The organism is Bradyrhizobium sp. CCGB20, from assembly GCF_024199855.1.
GTDB lineage: Bacteria > Pseudomonadota > Alphaproteobacteria > Rhizobiales > Xanthobacteraceae > Bradyrhizobium.
The window spans coordinates 5,504,123-5,521,682 of record NZ_JANADN010000001.1 but is presented as its reverse complement, the minus strand read 5'-3'; the positions used below and the strand labels follow the sequence as shown (position 1 = coordinate 5,521,682).

General features: G+C 66.1%; 16 protein-coding genes. 8 read left to right on the top strand and 8 right to left on the bottom strand.

What is annotated here, in order from left to right; all coding sequences use genetic code 11:
* Positions 1-2: 2 nt before the first annotated feature.
* Positions 3-1,547 carry a GMC family oxidoreductase gene (locus tag NLM15_RS25720; RefSeq protein ID WP_254120233.1) on the top strand — a complete coding sequence of 515 codons (1,545 nt, stop codon included), beginning with the start codon at positions 3-5 and terminating at the stop codon, positions 1,545-1,547.
* Here NLM15_RS25720 and chrA read toward each other — a convergent pair.
* The gene (chrA, locus tag NLM15_RS25715; protein WP_254120232.1) at positions 1,544-2,929 is read right to left on the bottom strand and encodes a chromate efflux transporter; all 1,386 of its coding nucleotides are present in this window, start codon (positions 2,927-2,929) and stop codon (positions 1,544-1,546) included. The two genes, NLM15_RS25720 and chrA, sit on opposite strands and share 4 nt — an antisense overlap.
* On the bottom strand, positions 2,929-3,747 hold the full coding sequence (locus tag NLM15_RS25710) for a chromate resistance protein ChrB domain-containing protein (RefSeq protein ID WP_254120231.1): 819 nt from the start codon (positions 3,745-3,747) through the stop codon (positions 2,929-2,931). The genes chrA and NLM15_RS25710 overlap by 1 nt, the downstream gene beginning before the upstream one ends.
* A 196-nt stretch (positions 3,748-3,943) precedes the next feature.
* Between NLM15_RS25710 and dmeF the strand changes: the two genes are divergently transcribed.
* From dmeF to NLM15_RS25695, 3 genes are all read left to right on the top strand, one after another.
* Positions 3,944-4,921 (top strand): CDF family Co(II)/Ni(II) efflux transporter DmeF, encoded by a 978-nt coding sequence (gene dmeF, locus NLM15_RS25705; RefSeq protein ID WP_254120230.1) that lies wholly within the window; start codon positions 3,944-3,946, stop codon positions 4,919-4,921.
* 81 nt (positions 4,922-5,002) lie between these two features.
* Positions 5,003-5,842: an N-acyl homoserine lactonase family protein gene (locus NLM15_RS25700; protein ID WP_254120229.1), complete on the top strand. Its 840-nt coding sequence runs from the start codon at positions 5,003-5,005 to the stop codon at positions 5,840-5,842.
* A gap of 84 nt (positions 5,843-5,926) precedes the next feature.
* Positions 5,927-6,805: a DMT family transporter gene (locus tag NLM15_RS25695; RefSeq protein ID WP_254120228.1), complete on the top strand. Its 879-nt coding sequence runs from the start codon at positions 5,927-5,929 to the stop codon at positions 6,803-6,805.
* Here the strand turns inward: NLM15_RS25695 and NLM15_RS25690 are convergent.
* Together NLM15_RS25690 and NLM15_RS25685 are read right to left on the bottom strand one after the other, a co-directional pair.
* Positions 6,802-6,993: a hypothetical protein gene (locus NLM15_RS25690; protein ID WP_254120227.1), complete on the bottom strand. Its 192-nt coding sequence runs from the start codon at positions 6,991-6,993 to the stop codon at positions 6,802-6,804. The two genes, NLM15_RS25695 and NLM15_RS25690, sit on opposite strands and share 4 nt — an antisense overlap.
* 31 nt (positions 6,994-7,024) lie before the next feature.
* The gene (locus NLM15_RS25685) at positions 7,025-8,182 is read right to left on the bottom strand and encodes an MFS transporter (RefSeq protein ID WP_254124410.1); all 1,158 of its coding nucleotides are present in this window, start codon (positions 8,180-8,182) and stop codon (positions 7,025-7,027) included.
* A gap of 177 nt (positions 8,183-8,359) precedes the next feature.
* On the opposite strand from NLM15_RS25685, the gene NLM15_RS25680 reads away from it, so the two are divergent.
* Positions 8,360-9,619, top strand: a complete 1,260-nt coding sequence (locus NLM15_RS25680) for an adenylate/guanylate cyclase domain-containing protein (protein WP_254120226.1) — start codon at positions 8,360-8,362, stop codon at positions 9,617-9,619.
* Positions 9,620-9,659: 40 nt separating this feature from the next.
* Here NLM15_RS25680 and NLM15_RS25675 read toward each other — a convergent pair whose 3' ends face one another.
* Positions 9,660-10,904, bottom strand: a complete 1,245-nt coding sequence (locus NLM15_RS25675; RefSeq protein ID WP_254120225.1) for an MFS transporter — start codon at positions 10,902-10,904, stop codon at positions 9,660-9,662.
* Positions 10,905-11,071: 167 nt separating this feature from the next.
* On the opposite strand from NLM15_RS25675, the gene NLM15_RS25670 reads away from it, so the two are divergent.
* Both NLM15_RS25670 and NLM15_RS25665 read left to right on the top strand, forming a co-directional pair.
* A complete protein-coding gene (locus NLM15_RS25670) occupies positions 11,072-12,424 on the top strand; it encodes an Nramp family divalent metal transporter (RefSeq protein ID WP_254120224.1) in 1,353 nt (450 codons plus the stop codon).
* A gap of 126 nt (positions 12,425-12,550) precedes the next feature.
* Positions 12,551-13,726: an IS481 family transposase gene (locus NLM15_RS25665; protein WP_254115031.1), complete on the top strand. Its 1,176-nt coding sequence runs from the start codon at positions 12,551-12,553 to the stop codon at positions 13,724-13,726.
* Positions 13,727-13,856: 130 nt separating this feature from the next.
* On the opposite strand, the gene NLM15_RS25660 is transcribed toward NLM15_RS25665, so the two are convergent.
* The 3 genes from NLM15_RS25660 to hemB form a co-directional block, all read right to left on the bottom strand.
* Positions 13,857-14,633: an arginyltransferase gene (locus NLM15_RS25660; RefSeq protein ID WP_254120223.1), complete on the bottom strand. Its 777-nt coding sequence runs from the start codon at positions 14,631-14,633 to the stop codon at positions 13,857-13,859.
* A 134-nt stretch (positions 14,634-14,767) separates the two neighbouring features.
* A complete protein-coding gene (locus tag NLM15_RS25655) occupies positions 14,768-15,310 on the bottom strand; it encodes an RDD family protein (RefSeq protein ID WP_254120222.1) in 543 nt (180 codons plus the stop codon).
* A gap of 225 nt (positions 15,311-15,535) precedes the next feature.
* Positions 15,536-16,597, bottom strand: coding sequence for a porphobilinogen synthase (gene hemB / locus NLM15_RS25650; protein WP_254124408.1), 1,062 nt, complete (start codon positions 16,595-16,597; stop codon positions 15,536-15,538).
* A 123-nt stretch (positions 16,598-16,720) separates the two neighbouring features.
* Here hemB and NLM15_RS25645 point away from each other — a divergent pair, with 123 nt between their 5' ends.
* A complete protein-coding gene (locus NLM15_RS25645; protein ID WP_166342078.1) occupies positions 16,721-17,212 on the top strand; it encodes a DUF6163 family protein in 492 nt (163 codons plus the stop codon).
* Positions 17,213-17,560: the final 348 nt, after the last annotated feature.

The following is a 17,560-nucleotide window of genomic DNA, read 5'->3' as shown; positions in this document are numbered from 1 at the left end:
CGATGTACGATGTCATTGTTGTCGGCGGCGGCTCCGCCGGCGCCGCTGTTGCGGCACGGCTTTCGGAAGATCCCGCGCGGCGGGTGTTGCTGCTCGAAGCGGGTCTGGACTGGCGCGCTGATGAAGCGCCCTGGGAGGTGATGACGCCGAACCCGATCCCGATCATCCACAAGCGCGAGTACCAGGAGAAATGGCAGTGGCCTGATCTTCTGACGCGCCGGGTGGCCGGGCAGGAGCCGCGCTTCTACTGGCGCGGCAAGGGGCTCGGTGGCTCATCGATGATGAACGGCCAGATCGCGATCCGCGGCGTCGCCGACGCGTTCGACGAATGGGCCGCCAATGGCTGCACCGGTTGGTCGGCGAAAGAGGTGATGCCGCTGTTCTCGGTGATCGAGGACGATCTGGAATTCGGCGACGTCGAGGGGCATGGGCGCGGCGGACCGTTGCCGGTCTATCGCGCGCCGCCGGAAAAATGGGGCCCGATCGATCGCGGCTTGCGCGATGCGGCGCTGGCGAGCGGCTATCCCTGGTGCGCCGACCTCAACGGCCCGGATGGCGAGGGCGTCGCCTGCTATCCCATCAACAGCCGCGACAGCCGCCGCATCACGACCAATGAGGGCTATCTCGAGCCCGCGCGCGGCCGCGCCAATCTGGAAATCCGCGGGCACGCGCTGGTCGACCGGGTGCTGATCAGTGACAGCCGGGCGACCGGCCTTCGTGTTCACATCGAAGGCCAGGGCACCCACGAGATCAGCGCACGCCAGATCGTGCTTTGCGCCGGTGCCATCCACAGCCCCGCGATCCTGCTGCGCTCGGGCATTGGACCTGCGGATGAGCTGAAGGCGATGGGGATTGCGGTCGAGCGCGACCTGCCGGTCGGCCGCCACTTCTTCGACCACCCGCTGTTTCGCGCGACGATCCAGCTCCAGGAAAATCTGAGGCCGACCGATCCGGACACCCGCCACACCAATTGCTGCGTGACCTATTCCTCGGGCCTCGCCGATGGCGGCAAGCGCGACATGATCCTGATCGCCTTCAACCATCGCGGCATCGGCGTGCCCGGTGCGATCGGCGCAGGGCTGTTCAACGCCTATTCGCGCGGAACGCTCAAGCTCGCCTCGACCGATCCCGCGATCGATCCAATCGTCGAGGAGAACATGCTGGCTGATCCCCGCGACATGCTGCGGATGATGGATGCGGTGAAACGGCTGGCCGTGATCACCTCGCAGCCGGCGCTATCAGGCATCGCCGACTGGATCAGGCTGACCGACACCGACCTGACGCTGCCGCAGGCAGCCGCATTGCCGGATCATGAGCTCGATGCGTTGCTCCGCCGCGAGACCGGCGACATCCAGCATGCCGCCGGCAGTTGCCGCATGACTGGGGTCAACGACCCCGATGGCGTGGTCAATCCCGACGGCACGGTGAAAGGAATCTCCGGCCTGCGCGTCGCCGACGCGTCGATCATGCCGTCCGATTGCCGCGCCAACACCCACTTCACGACGGTGGTGATTGGGGAAGCGATCGCGCGGATGATGATGCGTTAAATCACTCCCGCCATTCGCAACACCACGCCGGCGGCGCAGCTGCCGGCGAGGACCGTCAACATCCCCAGCTTGAACCGGAAGATCGCAGTCGCGGCCGCGATGGCCAGCACGAGCGCCGGCACGTCGACGCTCGTCAGGACCGGCCTGTCGAAGTTCAGCGGGAAGGCATGCACCGGCACGGTCTCGCGGAACAGCGTATGCAGCGCGAACCAGATCGAGAGGTTGAGGATCACGCCGACGACCGCGGCCGTGATCGCACTGAGCGCGCCGGCGAGCCCGGTATTGCCGCGCAGGCGCTCGATATAGGGGGCGCCGACGAAGATCCAGAGGAAGCAGGGCGTGAACGTGACCCAGGTCGCGAGCAATCCACCGAGCGTCGCCGCGAGCATCGGCGATAACCCGCCTGGATCGCGGAAGGCCGCCATGAAGCCCACGAACTGCAGCACCATGATCAGCGGGCCCGGCGTGGTCTCGGCCATGCCGAGCCCGTCGAGCATCTCGTGCGGTTTCAGCCAGTGATAATGCTCGACCGCCTGCTGCGCGACATAGGCCAGCACGGCGTAAGCACCGCCGAAAGTGACCAGCGCCATCTTCGAGAAGAACAGCGCGATCTGGCTGAAGACGTTGGCCTGGCCGAACGCGGCGAGCAGCGCGACCACGGGGACCAGCCAGAGCGCAAGCCACAGTGCGCCGACGCGGATCGTGCGGGCGGTGTTGGGACGCACATGCTCGGGCACGGCTTCGCCGAGCATGCTGTCGATCGCGGCATTGTTGCTGCCATGGCCATGACCGGCCGGGGCGAATTCCGGACGGCCCTGTTTGGCGCCGACATATCCGATCACGCCGGCGGCGATGATGATGATGGGGAAGGGAACCGCGAAGAAGAAGATCGCGACGAAGGCGATGGCCGCGAGCGCGATCATGATGCGGTTCTTCAGCGCGCGCTTGCCGACGCGCACCACGGCTTCGACGACGATGGCGAGGACGGCGGCCTTCAGGCCGAAGAACAGCGCCTCGACGAAGCTGACATTGCCGTAGGTGGCATAGATGTAGCTGAGCCCCATGATGGCGATGATGCCGGGCAGGATGAACAGCCCGCCCGCCATCAGCCCGCCGGCCGTGCGATGCATCAGCCAGCCCACATAGGTCGCGAGCTGTTGCGCCTCCGGCCCCGGCAGCAGCATGCAATAGTTCAGCGCATGCAGGAATCGGCCCTCCGAGATCCAGTTTTTCTCCTCGACCAGGATGCGGTGCATCACCGCGATCTGGCCCGCGGGCCCGCCAAAGCTTAAGCAGGCGACGCGGAGCCAGACGCGAAATGCTTCACCGAAGCTGATGCCGTGACCGGCATCAGCTCCTGCTTGAACGTTACGGGTATCCATTACGCCTTCACCTTGTTGGTCGGCCAGTTGTGGGTCTCGGTGGTGGCGTCACGGCACCAGCGGTAGAAGGCGTCATAGAGCAGCATGCCGGCCTCGAGCTGTTCGAGGTCGTCGTCATACATCCGCGACAGCCCGAGCGAGGCTGCGAGCAGGCCGGGCGCCTCCGGTGCCAGATCAGGCCGCGCGGTGTCGGCGCCGCGGACCAGCGTGGCAAGCCGCAGCAGCGGCGGTGTGGCGATGCCGAACTCCTCGATCATGACGTCGAAGGTGCAGAGCTCGCCGCGGTGGCTCCAGAACACGTTCTCGATGTCGAAGGGGGCGGCATTGAAGCGCTCTCCGACGGCGACCACCTCGGACGGTGCCACATACAGGAACACCGCATTGGGGTCGACGAAGCGGCGGATCAGCCAGGGGCAGGCGATACGGTCGACCTTGGGCCGTGCCCGGGTCACCCAGACGGTGCGCCCCTTCGCGTCGCGCGGCGGCAGCTTGCGGGTGTCGAGCAACGGCAGCTTTGCGGCCTTCCAGCCCTCGAAGCCGTCTTCCAGGGTTTCCGCCTCAGCGCCGAGCTGCCTGAGCCAGGCGGCCGTGCCCTGCGCGAGCTTGGCGCCGCGCAAGCAGGAGACGATGGCGGAGCGGCCGGCAAATTCACCGCCCCATTCCGCAACGGACTCGTGGCTGAGCTTGATGGAGCCGGGGATCAGCCGCCGGTCGGCGGCAAAATCCTCTTCAGTCCGCACATCGATCAGGGCAGGGGCGTTCGCCGTGCCGATCAGCCGTGCCAATTTGTCAGATGATATGGTCGTGAACGTTGACATGATGCGTCCTCGCAAAAAACGAACGGGACGCGATACTTGGGCATGTCGCCTCGTGGGGAGATCGCTCAAATCCCCATGCACTGATTACAGCTAAACTAAGGGGAAGTGTCAATCCGCAGAGCGATTGGCCCTTAGAAAATTGCTGTCCGCCGGTCTATAGTGCGCGCCAACAGACCTGAATCTTCTGGAGAATTCGATGCATTCCCACTCCATTGAACAGTGGACCCATGACCATGCCTTCCTCGGCGAGAAGCACGACGAGAACGAGCGGCGTACCTGGTTCGTGGTCGTCCTGACGCTGGTGATGATGGTCGGCGAAATCGTCGCCGGCTCGCTGTTCGGCTCGATGGCGCTGCTTGCCGACGGCTGGCACATGGGCACGCATGCGGCGGCGCTGGGGATTGCCGCCTTTGCCTACCGCTTCGCGCGCCGGCACCTGGGGAATTCTCATTTCACTTTCGGCACGGGCAAGTTCGGCGATCTCGCCGCCTTCTCCAGCGCGATCATTTTGGGATTGATCGCGGTCGAGATCGCCTATGAGAGCGTGCTGCGGCTGATCACCCCGGTGCCGATCGTCTATGGCGAGGCGATCGCGGTCGCCGCGCTCGGCCTCTGCGTCAACCTTGCCAGCGCCTGGCTGCTGCGCGGCAGCCATGATCACCACCACCACGGCCACGACCATGGCCACGCACATGACGAGCACGATGATCACGATCACGACCATGATCATCACGGTCATCACCACCATCATCACGACAACAATCTTCGTGCTGCCTACGTCCACGTCATGGCGGATGCGGCGACCTCGGTGCTGGCGATCGCAGCGTTGGTCGTCGCGATGTATTCGGGATGGGTCTGGGCGGATCCGGCTGTCGGCCTGATCGGCAGCGCCGTGATCGCGAGCTGGGCGTTCGGCCTGATCAAGACATCCGGCGCGGTGCTGCTCGACGTGCGCGCGGACGAGAAGCTGGAGCGGGTGATCCGCGCGCGCATGGAGGTCGGCGACGACCGCGTGACCGACCTGCATCTCTGGCAGGTCGGCCCCGGCCATTGCGCCGTGCTGCTCTCGGTGGTGTCGGACACGCCGCAGCAGCCGGCCGTCTACAAGCGGCGGCTCGCCGGCCTGAAGGGGCTCAGCCACGTCACGGTCGAGGTCGAGGCCTGCCCGCATTGATGTGATCGGCGGGAGCGGAATTCGGCGGCGCGGCCGGGGTTGATCCCCGGTCGCAGCCGATACAACAGGTTGCAAGGAGGGATGATGCCCAGGATGATGAAGATCACGTTGGCTCTCGCCGTCGCCGCGCTCGCTCTGTCCGGACAGGCCGCGCTGGCGCAGTCGGAAAAGACCGGCGTCGAAAAGCTCTACGTCCTCAATTGCGGGGAGGGCACCGCCGGAGACATCTCGCGCTGGACCCCCGGCCTGAACGAGGGCAAGACGATGGACTTCGTCGACAGCTGCTATCTCATCAAGCACAGCAAGGGCTGGTTCCTGTGGGACACCGGCATCGCCGATGCAGTCGCGGCGATGCCTAGCGGCCTTGTGCCCGCCGATCCCAAGGCCGTCACCTGGCGCCGGCCGAAGACGCTTGCCGCCCAGCTCGAGCAGCTCGGCCTCAAGCCTGACGACGTCAAGGCGATGGCGGTCTCGCACACGCATCCCGACCATACCGGCAATGTCGAGCTGTTCCCGCAGGCCATGCTCTACGTGCAGAAGGCCGAATATGACTGGCCCGGCGCCAACAACGAACCGCGCTTCAAGCCCTCGCATCCCGTCGAACTGCTGGCGGGCGACAAGGACGTGTTCGGCGACGGCAGCGTGACCATCCTGTCGACGCCCGGCCACACGCCGGGACACCAGTCGCTGCTGGTGAAACTGCCGAAGACCGGCGCGGTGGTACTGTCGGGCGACGCCGTCCACTTCAAGGACAATTGGGACAACCGCCGTGTGCCCAGCATGAACGCCAACAAGGATCAGAGCGCGGCCTCGATGCAGAAGATCGCCGATACGCTCGCCAAGGAAAAAGGCCAGCTCTGGATCAACCACGACAAGGCGCAGCGCGACAGCCAGAAGATGGCGCCGGAGTTTTACGAGTAACGTCGCGCGTCGTTCCTGCTGCCATGATGGTGGCAGCAGGACCGTGCTAGGCGCCCCGACAAAGCTCCACGAGAGGAGGCGATTGTGGGGGAGTGGCTCGGGGTCGCGATCGCGCTGGCATCGAGCACCCTCGGCGGCACCGCGGCGGCGATCACCCGGTATCTCGTCGGCGGTGCAGATCCGATCATGCTCGCGATCCTGCGCTGGGGGATCGGCTTTCTCTGCCTCCTGCCATGTGCGCTTCTGCTCGGCGTGCGCTGGCCGCAGCGGTCCGACTGGCCGGCCGTGGCGCTGCTCGGCATCTGCTTCTTCGGCCTGTTCTTCATCCTGTACAACATCGCGGTGTCCTACACGACCGCGGCGCGGGCCAGCCTCGCGCTTGCGACGCTGCCGCTGCACACCATGGTGGTCGGCGCGATCCTTGGCGTCGAGCGGCTGACGGCGCGCAAGATCACCGGCGTCGGCATCGCCGTGCTCGGCGTGGCGGCGGCGCTGGCCGCGGGCCTCGCTCAGAGCCCACCCGGCGCCTGGCGCGGCGAACTGATCATGACCGGTGCCGTGTTCTGCATGGCGTTCTACAACGTGCTGTCGCGCCCGCTGATGCAGCGCTCCAGCGCGCTCGGTTTTCTCACCGTCGGCATGGGCGCGGGCGCCGTCGTGCTGGTGCTGGCGGGGGTCGCGAAGGGGAGCTTTGCGGCGCTCGATCACTTCACGACGGGGCAGTGGATTGCCGGCGTCTATCTCGGCATCGGCGGTGGCGCGCTCGCCTTCATCCTGTGGGTCATGGCGCTGGCGCGGGCGACGCCGACGCGGGTCGCCAACACGATGACCGTCAATCCGATCGCGGCTGCCTTGTTGGCGGCGCTGCTGATCGGCGAGCCGATCACGCCCAATCTGCTGGTTGGCCTGGTTGCTGTGTTCGCCGGCATCTGGATCGCGACCAGCGAGGCGAAGCCTGCCTAGCTCCGCGGTGCGGTCACCGGTGGCGGTCCACCTTCCGGCGCCTTCTTCGGCTTCAGCGTGCCGGCGTAGAAGGAGATCAGCCAGACCAGGATAATGGCGAGGAGATAGACACCCCAAGCCTGCGGCGGCGTGGTCGCCCAACGCAGAAGGCCTTTGAACGTGCGGGGCGGGCCGGTGTCGTCGCTCATGGCCTGCTTGTGCGCGAAAGCTCTGGCCCGGTCAATCCGGCCGCCGTTCCGGGCGGACCAGGAACAGCGCCGCCAGCGCCGACAGGCTGAGCGCGGACGAGACGATCAGCACCTTGGCCCCCATGACGTCGATGAGCAGGCCGAAGGCCAGAGGCGCCACGGCCTGCGCCATTCGTGCCGGCGCGCCGATGATGCCGAGGCGGTAGCCGAAATCCTTCGGGCCGAAGATCGACAGCGGCAGCGTGCCGCGTGCGATCGTCAGGATGCCGTTGCCCGAACCGTAGAGCAGTGCAAATGCGCTTGCGGCGGGAGCGCCGAAGAGGGCGACGACGGCCGCGCCGAGCGGATGGGTGACGCAGGCAAGGCGCGTCGACCACAGCGGATGGAAGCGGCTCAGAAAGCCCGCTTCGAGAATGCGCGCGGCCACCTGCGCCGGTCCGATCAGCGCGCCGGCCGCAATCGCCTCGACATGCGTCGCGCCCATCGTCTCCAGCAGGCGCGGAAAATGGACGGCCATGGCGCCGGTGACGGTCCAGACCGCGGCGAAAATGAAGGCGAGCAGCACCATGGTGCGGTCGAGCGGCAAATGCGGCTTTGCCGCCGTCGCCGCGGCCTGCTTGGCGCCCTTGATCGCCGGCAGCATGAAGAAGTTGAGGGGCAGGCCGATCAGGATGTTGGCGGCCGCCCAGGCAAAACAGGTCTCGCGCCAGCCGATATGCGACAGCCCCCAGGCGGTGAGGGGCCAGCCCACGGTCGAGGCAAATCCGGCCATCAGCGTGATGCCGGTGATGGGCCTGCGCGCCTCCGTGCCGTAGATGCGGCTGAGGGCGGCGAAGGCGGCGTCATAGAGGCCCATCGCCATGCCGATGCCGAGCACGAGCCAGGCGAACGCCATCACCGGAACGGAGTGGGAGAAGCCGAGCAGCACGAGGCCGGCTGCGATCGTCAGGTTCGAGGCCGACAGCACCTGCCGGCCCCCCACGAGATCGATCTGCCGCCCGATGCGCGGGCCGAGCATCGCCGAGATCACCAGCGAGGCCGAGAACGCGCCAAAGATCCAGTTGGAGGAGACGCCGAGGTCGCGCGCCATGGGATCGGCGAGCAGCGCCGGCAGATAGTAGCTGGAAGCCCACGCCAGGGTCTGCGTGGTGCCGAGCGCCAGGATGATCGGAAGCTGGCGCTGGCTCATTCGCGCGTGCGTCCGTTTCTGGCCGGCAAAGTCATCATCGCCGGCATTTGCCGCTCGCGCGCCGCGTGCGTCAACCGCGGCCGCGACATATTCGACCTGCAGGGGACGGGAGCCTTGCGCACGGACCGCGCGTGGCTTGCGCCTTTCGCTCGTCACGAATGCACGCCATAATGGCGCATGCAATTGACCTCCCGCCTCGCGCTGATGAACTGGCTGACCGGCCAGGGGCTCACGGGCCTGCCCGAAAACGAACTGCTCCGCGGCTTCTGCGAGCGCTGCCGCGCCGAGGGGCTGGAACTCTCGCGCGGGCTCGTCGTCATCGACACGCTGCATCCGATCTATGAGGGCCGCGGCTTCCGCTGGAGCGACCGCGCCAGCAACGAGAGCGACATGTTCGAATACGGCTCGACCGCCGAGGGCGATGCCGCCAAGAGCTGGCGCCAATCTGTGTTCTTCCATATGCTCGAGCACGGCCACGACGAGATGGTGATCGATCTCGCCGACGCGCCGTCGATGGATTTTTCCCAGATCGGCGAGCTCGCCGAGAAGGGCCACAAGCACTATCTCGCCTTCGTGCATCGCTTCGGCGAGAATGGCGCGCTCGGCCTGATGGACTGTCTCTATTCCTGCTGGACCACGCGCCGCGACAGCGGTTTCTCCGAACCCGAGCTCGAAGACCTGCGCGATCTCGTGCCGGTGCTGGGGCTCGCGATCAAGTCGGCGCAGCAGGTCGACATCGCGCGAACGCTCGGCCGCGTCTATCTCGGCCGCGATGCCTCCGCGCAGGTGCTGCGCGGGCGCATCTCGCGCGGCGTCACCGAGCGTATCAACGCCGTGCTGTGGTATTCGGATTTGCGCGGCTCGACCGGGATCAGCGAGAGCATCGGCCCCGACGAGATCATCCCGTTCCTCAACGATTATGCGCAAGCCGTGATCGACGCGATCCACGATGCCGGCGGCGACGTGCTGAAGCTGATCGGCGATGGCGTGCTCGCGATGTTCTGGGGCGAGGACATGTCGGATGCGCGGCGCGCCGCGCTGCGCGCCGAGCATGTGTTCCGCAAGAACGTCGCTGCGCTGAACAAGCGGCGGGAGGCCGATGGCCGTCCCACCACGTCGGCCTATATCGGCCTGCATGTCGGCGAAGTCTTTTACGGCAACATCGGCAGCGAGGACCGGCTCGACTTCACCGTCGTCGGCCCGACCGTCAACGAGGTCAGCCGCATCGCCTCGATGAGCCGCTCGGTCGACCGCGAGCTGCTGGCATCGTCCGAGTTCTACAAGGGCCTGGATGCCGCCGGCCGCCGCTACCTCGTCTCCACCGGACGCTACGCGCTGCGCGGCATCGGCCGTGCACAGGATCTGTACACGCTGGATCCGGAGGTCGATGCGAGCGAGCCGGTGACGGGCAGCTACGAGCGGTACCTGGCGGGTTAGCAGGATGTCGTCCCCGCGTTCGCGGGGACGACATCCTGGGCTAACACCGCGCCGCCGCTTCGTCTCCCACCATGGCCGGCTGCCGATCCAGTGCCACGGCCGGCGACAGCCAGATCACCAGCGCCTGCACGCCGAACACGGCGGCTGCGAGATAGAGGCACGCCTCCGCACTCCATAGGCCGCCGACGATCGCGCCCAGCGCCGAGCCGAGCGGTCGGGCGCCGTAGCTCATGATGTTGATGGCGGAGACGCGTCCGAGCAGGCGCGGCGGCGTCACGGACTGGCGCAGGGTGGTGGTCGAGATCACCCAGAGGATGGGCCCGACGCCGAGCAGGAAGAAGCTGAGGGCCGCGAGCCAGGGCGAGGGGATCAGCACCGTCAGCGCCATCACCACCGCGGCGACGAAGCCGGTGACCGGGCCGAGGCCGACCACGGTGCCGAACGCGATGCGCTTCATCACGCGGGTGGCGAACAGCGCGCCGATCACCATGCCGATTCCGTACATCGTCAGCACCGTGCCGACACCGGCGGCGGTGAGGCCGAGATGGCGCACGGCGTACGGTACGAACACCGCGATCTGCAGGAACCATCCGGTGTTGAAGATGAACTGGGTGATGAACACCGGCCGCAGCAGGGGATGATGGAACACGAAGGCTGCGCCCTCGCGGATGTCCTGGAACGGATGGCGCCGAGGCACCGGTGCGCGCGCGGGCTCGTAGATGCCGGAGAGCAGCACGACGGCGATGGCCGAAAGCGCCGCGGCAAAGCCGAAGGCCGGGCTTGCGCCCCACCAGCCCACCAGCGCGCCGCCAAGCGCAGGCCCGCTGGCAAAGGCGATGGTGCGGGCGAGCTCGATGCGGGCATTGGCCGACGGCAACAGCTCCGCGCTCACCAGCGAGGGCACCAGGGCCGGCGCCGCCACGCTGTAGACGACGGTGCCGCACACCGCCGCGGAACCGAGCAGCGCCAGCAGCGGCAGATTGAGTGCGCCGAGCGTGAGAAGCAGCACGATGGCCGCCAGCGCGACCGCCCGCAGCGCTTCGGCACCCGCCATCAGCGAGCGGCGCGAGATGCGGTCGGCGAGCAGGCCGGCCGGAATGGCGAACAGGACGAAGGGCAAGGTCAGCGCGGTCTGGAGCAGGCCGGTCTGGCCTTCCGCAACGCCCAGCGTGAGCACCGCGACGATGGGGGCCGCGGCCAGCGCGATCTGCTCGGCCGACTGGGCTGCGAGGTTGGACCAGGCGAGGCGGTTGAAAGTGTCGGGGAGGCGCGGGGGATTTGACATGGCTCATTTCCTGCGAAGTCGGGCTGGCGCCAATATCCGCCTCCGGGGACGGCCAAACCCACCCGCTTCCCGACAGGACGGCGAACAACGGTCATCCCGGGAACCCATGCGGCTAGATGCAGTTGCAAATGAGTTGCAATAAGCCTCGACTTAGGTATTCTCGCCTCATGGATGCTCGATCGCCTGATTTGACCCCAAATGTCGCCGGCTGGCGCGCTGATGCGCCCGCTACCAAGAGCCTCGCCGAGGTGAACGCCACCATTGCCATCCCCACGGCGGGGGTATGGTGGCGGCGGTTACTTGCCTTTGTCGGCCCGGGCTATCTGGTCTCGGTCGGCTATATGGACCCCGGCAACTGGGCGACCGACCTCGCTGGCGGGTCGAAGTTCGGCTACACGCTGCTCTCGGTCATCCTGCTCTCGAATTTGATGGCGATCCTGCTCCAGTCGCTCGCGGCGCGGCTCGGCATCGTCACCGACCGCGATCTCGCGCAGGCCTGCCGCGCGACCTATTCGCCCGCGGTGAACTTCATGCTGTGGCTCGCCTGCGAGGCGGCGATCATCGCCTGCGACCTCGCCGAGGTCATCGGCACCGCGATTGCGCTCAAGCTGCTGTTCGGCATTCCCCTGATCGGCGGCGCGCTGCTTACCGCGCTCGATGCGTTCCTGCTGTTGCTCCTGATGAACCGCGGCTTTCGCTTCCTCGAAGCGTTCGTCATCGCGATGCTGGTCGTGATCGCGGTCTGCTTCGTGGTCCAGGTCGTGGCCGCCGCGCCGCCGGTGGCGGAAGTTTTGCGCGGCTTCATGCCGAAGACCGAGATCTTCACCAATCCGGAAATGCTCTACATCGCGATCGGAATCATCGGCGCGACCGTGATGCCGCATAATCTCTATCTGCACTCCTCGATCGTGCAGACGCGTGCCTATGAGCGCAACGACATCGGCCGCCGCGAGGCGATCAAATGGGCGACGACGGACTCGACCATCGCCCTGATGCTGGCGCTGTTCATCAACGCCGCGATCCTCATCGTCGCCGCGGCAACGTTCCACAACAGCGGCCATTCGGATGTCGCCGAGATCGGCCAGGCCTTCGAGCTGCTCTCGCCCTTGCTGGGTCTCGGCATCGCATCGACGCTGTTCGCAGTGGCGCTGCTCGCCTCCGGCCTCAACTCGACCGTGACGGCAACGCTCGCCGGCCAGATCGTGATGGAAGGCTTTCTCGACCTGCGCCTGCCGAGCTGGGCGCGCCGCCTGCTCACGCGCGGCATAGCGATCATTCCGGTGATCGTCGTCACCGCGATCTATGGCGAGCGTGGCACGGCAGATCTCCTGGTCTTCAGCCAGGTCGTGCTGTCGATGCAGCTGCCCTTCGCGGTCATCCCGCTGGTCCGCTTCGTCTCGGACCGCCGCAAGATGGGCAAGTTCGCGATACCCACGTACGTCGCCGCGGTGGCATGGATCGTCGCGGGCGTCATCGTGATTTTGAATCTGAAGCTGCTGGCGGATACGCTGTTCGGGTGACCGCGCCACCCCTACTTGCTGTCATCGCCCGCGAAGTGTTTAGCCCGGACAGATCACTGACGGGTGTTCGGAGACATAGCTGACACATCAACATTGGCTGGATTGGTCCGATTCGGGAGGCCGTCCATGCCTTGGAATGAGGTGTCAGTAATGGATCAGCGCCACGAGTTTGTGCGGCTTGCTTTGCAAGAGGGAGCCAATCGGCGCGAGCTCTGCCGCCGGTTCAACATCAGTCCTGATGTTGGCTACAAGTGGCTGGCGCGCTGGCAGGCCGGTGATCGGGAGCTGGCCGACCGCTCGCGGCGCCCGCACGCGATGCCCAGGCGGAGTGAGCCCGCGGTCGAGACGCAGGTTCTGGCTGTGCGCGACAAGCATCCGGCCTGGGGAGCGCGGAAGATCGCCCATTGCCTGAAGCGGGGCGGGCAGACGGTGCCTGTGCCGTCAACGGTGCACCAGATCCTGTGCCGGAACGGCCGGGTCAGCCCCAGCGAGAATGCACCGCCAAATCCGGGGCACCGCTTCGAGAAGGAAGCTCCCAACCTGCTGTGGCAGATGGACTTCAAGGGGCACCTGCCGCTCGCCAACGGAACGCGCTGCCATCCGCTCACAATCGTCGACGATCACTCGCGCTATGTTCTGTGCCTGAAGGCCTGTGCCGACGAGCAGCGTCTGACCGTGCAGGATCACCTGACGGCGACGTTCCGCTGCTATGGCCTGCCGGAGGCCTTCTACACCGACAACGGCTCACCCTGGGGCGACACGTCCGGCATTCGTTGGACCGGACTGAAGGTGTGGCTGCTCAAGCTTGGCGTCAGGGTGGTCCATGCCAGGCCGTGCCATCCACAGGCCCGCGGCAAGAACGAACGCTTCCATCGCACCCTGAAGGCCGAGGTCTTTGCCATGCGCCGCTTCCGCACCCTCCCGGAAGTCCAGCGTGCCTTCGATGCCTGGCGGCCGGTCTACAATCTGGAGCGGCCCCACGAGGGCCTGGATATGCACGTCCCTGCCGATCGCTTCCGGCCAAGTGCCCGTGCCATGCCGGCCCGCGTTCCGAACGTCGCGTATGACAGCGGCGAGATCGTGCGCAGGGTCTCATCGACAAGACCCTACATCTCCTTCAAGGGGCGCTTCTGGAAAGTTCCCCAGGCTTTCGCACGCGAACGTCTCGCCATCCGACCGCTGGATCGTGACGGCCACTACGGAATCTTCTTCGCCAGCTGGCAGGTCGCATCCATCGACTTGACCAACGCCCAACCTGTCAGTGATGTGTCCGAACAGGTGTCAGCTATGTCTCCGGACTAAACAGAAGGCGGGCGATCCAGTATCGCGTATCCCAGAGGCCTTAGTTGGAGAGTTCGCTCTCACCACGGCTGCCGCGGCGTACTGGATGCCCCGCCTTCGCGGGGCATGACGAGAGAGCGTGCGCGCACCATCAATCCTGCGGCTCTGACGCCGCATCCCCCTGCGCGTCGATGCGCAGCCAGCCTGACGGCGCGAGGCGCTGCTGCGGCAGGAAGCGGGCCTTGTAGTCCATCTTCTTGGAGCCCTCGATCCAGTACCCGAGATAGACGTAGGGCAGGCCTTGCCGGCGGGCGCGGGCGATGTGGTCGAGGATCATGAAGGTGCCCATCGAGCGGCTGACCTGGCTCGGCTCGAAGAACGAGTAGACCATCGACAGGCCGTCGCTGAGCACGTCGGTCAGCGCCACCGCGATCAGCTCCTCGCCGCGGCCGGTGATGCCGCTGTCGGGGCCACGCTTGCGGTACTCGATGATGCGGGTCTCGACATGGCTGTCCTCAACCATCATGGCGTAGTCGAGCACGGTCATGTCGGCCATGCCGCCATGGCGATGGCGGGCGTCGAGATAGGCGCGGAACACCGAATATTGCTCGGAGGTCGGCACCGCGCTGCGCTGCTCGCCGATGATGTCGGCGTTGCGCGCGATGACTTTTCGGAAGTTGCGGGAGGGGCGGAACTCATTGGCCACGACCCGGACCGAGACGCAGGCACGGCATTGGTCACAGGCCGGCCGGTAGGCGATCGACTGACTGCGGCGGAACCCGCCATGGGTCAGGAGGTCGTTGAGGTCGCCTGCGCGTTCGCCCACGAGGTGCGTGAACACCTTGCGCTCATGCCGGCCCGGCAGATACGGGCAGGGGGATGGCGCCGTGAGGTAAAATTGTGGGGTGTCGCGCGAGTGCTGGGTCAAGGGACGTCGTGGGCCTCCAAAGTGGGTATCAGCATCGCGCTACGAAGGCCCCCGGTCAATCGGTCTACTCGGCAGGGCAGATCAGTCAGCTTAGTCGGTCCTGGTTGACAGGTCCTTGATCACCAAGTCCTTGATCACCAGGTCCTGGCCGCCTGCGGGACGGGCGCGCGGACCGAGTTGTTGATCACGACGGTTCCCAGCACGAAATCGTGCAGCAGGCGACGGCGGCCATTGAATGGGCCGACCAGCACCACGAAGGGCGTCAGGAACGAGACCGTCACCCAGAACAGCACGGCATGGGTCGCGCCGAGCACGAAATAGCCGGGCGCGCCGTACCAGGTGCGCAGCTCCAGATCCATCAGGCGCATGCCGATCGTCGCGGACGAGGAGCCGCCGATGCAGGCGCCGTAATAGACGATGGCCCAGACCACGGAAGCCGGCCAGGCGATCCCGAACAGAAGAAAGCCGACGCCGAGGGTGACCACGCCGAACACGAAAATGAAGATATAGCCAAGGATCACCGGCACCGAGATGATGACCAGATCGATCAGGAAGGCGAACGCCCGCCGCGTCGCGACGCCGCGGAACAGCTCCGGATGCAGGTCAGGGTCGTAGGCGTGCGGCTGTGCGCCGCCGTCGTTGCGCCAGACGCCTGAACTACCCGAGTCGTACGACATGGTCCGTTCTCCCAGAGGAAACCCTCAAGGCAGGACATGGGAACAGGCCATCCCCGTGCCAAGGGCGCACGGGCGTCAACAAGCCGAAATATTCCGGCGATTCGGGGGCGGGATCGTGAGGTGGCGTAGGGTGGGCAAAGGTGCGAAGCACCGTGCCCACCATCGATCCACGTCACCATTCAAAAATGGTGGGCACGCTACGCTTTGCCCACCCTACGGCACCCCTTACGCTTGGCTCCGCAGCTTCTCCGCCACCTTCGGCGCAAAGTAGCTGAGCACGCCATCGGCGCCGGCGCGCTTGAAGGCGACCAGGCTCTCCATCATCGCGCGCTCGCCGTCGAGCCAGCCGTTGTTCGCGGCGGCTGCGATCATCGCGTATTCGCCGGAGACCTGGTAGGCGAAGGTCGGCATTGCGAAGGTGTCCTTCACGCGGCGCACCACGTCGAGATAGGGCATGCCGGGCTTCACCATCACCATGTCGGCGCCCTCGGCGATGTCGAGCTCGACCTCGCGCAGCGCCTCGTCGGTGTTGGCGCTGTCCATCTGGTAGGTACGCTTGTCGCCCGTCAGCGTCTTGGCCGAGCCGATGGCATCGCGGAACGGGCCATAGAAGGCGGAGGCGTATTTGGCGGCATAGGCCATGATCTGCACGTCGAGCAGGCCTGAACGGTCCAGCCCCTCGCGGATCGCGGCGACGCGGCCGTCCATCATGTCGGAGGGCGCGATGATGTCGCAGCCGGCTTCGGCCTGCACCAGCGCCTGACGCACCAGCACCGCGACCGTCTCGTCGTTCAAGATCTTGCCGTCGGAGATCAGGCCGTCATGGCCGTGGCTGGTGAAGGGATCGAGCGCGACGTCGCAGAGGATGCCGATCTCCGGAAACTCCTTCTTGATCGCGCGCACCGCCTGGCAGACCAGATTGTTCGGATTGGTCGCTTCCGAGCCTTCCTCGTCGCGCAGGGACGGATCGGTGTAGGGAAACAGCGCGAGGCAGGGGATGGTGAGCTTCATCGCGCGCTCGGCCTCACGCACGGCCTGGTCGACGCTGAGGCGCTCGACGCCCGGCATCGAGGCGATCTGCTCGCGCTTGTTGTCGCCGTCGATCAGGAACAGCGGCCAGATCAGATCGTCCGTCGTCAGCACATTCTCGCGCACCATGCGCCGGGCCCATTCGGCCTTGCGATTGCGGCGCGGGCGGACGGTCAGATCGAGGGCAGGGGAGGCCGCAGTGCCATCCCGGCGCGAAACTTCGCGCAATTCGATCGGACGTCCGTATTTGATGGCCATCATTCTTCCTCCGGCTGGAATTATTCTTATACCAGCTCGCATGGTTCCCGCCACCGCGGCTTGACTTGCCGCAAGGGATGGCAGGCGATTGATTTTGCGGGGCGAAACAGCCAGAAGGGGGCCATGTCCGAGATCTCCACCCGCGATGCGGCCCGCGACGGCGCCAGTGCCAGGGACGCTGCCAGAGACAATGCGATGTCGGTGGCGGCGATCTCGTCGGAGCGCCCCGAGTCCGACGACAATGTCTGGACGCGCCGGCTGGTGTTGTTCCTGCGGGTGATGGCGCTGCTCTCGATCCTCAAGGGCCTCTATCACTGGGCCCAGGTCACCGGCTTCGTCGGCGGCGAGGACGAGGCGTTCGAGAACCAGTCGATGGCTTGGCAGGCCGCCACCGTATACTTCGCCGTGATCGAGCTCGTTGCCGCGGTCGGCCTCTGGCTGGCGACGCCCTGGGGCGCGGTGGTGTGGCTGACGACCGTGGTGTCGATGGCGGTGATCGAGCTGATGTTCCCGGGCATCTATGGCGGCAGCCTGATCGTCGTCGGCGTCGAAGCCTTCATGCTCGCTGCGTATCTGGCGCTCGCCTGGATGGCCGCGCGCGAACGGCCGCCGTAGGCGACTTCGTCGCTGACAAGAATACTCTCGTGCCCCGGGCGCCATGCAGCGCGCCACACTTGCGGCGTGATGCGTTGCAGGGCCGGGGCCCATTTCGTTGCGATCTCGCTTTGGGACATCTCGGCTCTGCGTTTCGCTGCGCCTGTCCGGGACACGAGAGTGTCGCACTTGGTTGACCGATGGTTGCGTAAGATTTGCCGTAACTTTTCACTAACCAGCGTGTTCCGCCACAGCTCTTACGCGGCCGTTTCGAAACGGGGCGGGGCTGTTCTGGAATGCGACATCAGGTGCGGACGGAGGGTGAACAGGACCTTGCGAGAGTCAACAGACGGTTGCGAAAAGTGCTTG

Bases quoted from the DNA above. Each gene is read 5' to 3' on its own strand.
- hemB (WP_254124408.1), bottom strand. From the start codon at position 16,597: ATGGCCATCAAATACGGACGTCCGATCGAATTGCGCGAAGTTTCGCGC.
- chrA (WP_254120232.1), bottom strand. From the start codon at position 2,929: ATGGATACCCGTAACGTTCAAGCAGGAGCTGATGCCGGTCACGGCATC.
- NLM15_RS25645 (WP_166342078.1), top strand. From the start codon at position 16,721: ATGTCCGAGATCTCCACCCGCGATGCGGCCCGCGACGGCGCCAGTGCC.
- NLM15_RS25690 (WP_254120227.1), bottom strand. From the start codon at position 6,993: ATGAGCGACGACACCGGCCCGCCCCGCACGTTCAAAGGCCTTCTGCGT.
- NLM15_RS25720 (WP_254120233.1), top strand. From the start codon at position 3: ATGTACGATGTCATTGTTGTCGGCGGCGGCTCCGCCGGCGCCGCTGTT.
- NLM15_RS25700 (WP_254120229.1), top strand. From the start codon at position 5,003: ATGATGCCCAGGATGATGAAGATCACGTTGGCTCTCGCCGTCGCCGCG.
- NLM15_RS25685 (WP_254124410.1), bottom strand. From the start codon at position 8,182: ATGAGCCAGCGCCAGCTTCCGATCATCCTGGCGCTCGGCACCACGCAG.
- NLM15_RS25680 (WP_254120226.1), top strand. From the start codon at position 8,360: ATGCAATTGACCTCCCGCCTCGCGCTGATGAACTGGCTGACCGGCCAG.
- NLM15_RS25655 (WP_254120222.1), bottom strand. From the start codon at position 15,310: ATGTCGTACGACTCGGGTAGTTCAGGCGTCTGGCGCAACGACGGCGGC.
- dmeF (WP_254120230.1), top strand. From the start codon at position 3,944: ATGCATTCCCACTCCATTGAACAGTGGACCCATGACCATGCCTTCCTC.
- NLM15_RS25665 (WP_254115031.1), top strand. From the start codon at position 12,551: ATGCCTTGGAATGAGGTGTCAGTAATGGATCAGCGCCACGAGTTTGTG.
- NLM15_RS25710 (WP_254120231.1), bottom strand. From the start codon at position 3,747: ATGTCAACGTTCACGACCATATCATCTGACAAATTGGCACGGCTGATC.
- NLM15_RS25675 (WP_254120225.1), bottom strand. From the start codon at position 10,904: ATGTCAAATCCCCCGCGCCTCCCCGACACTTTCAACCGCCTCGCCTGG.
- NLM15_RS25670 (WP_254120224.1), top strand. From the start codon at position 11,072: ATGGATGCTCGATCGCCTGATTTGACCCCAAATGTCGCCGGCTGGCGC.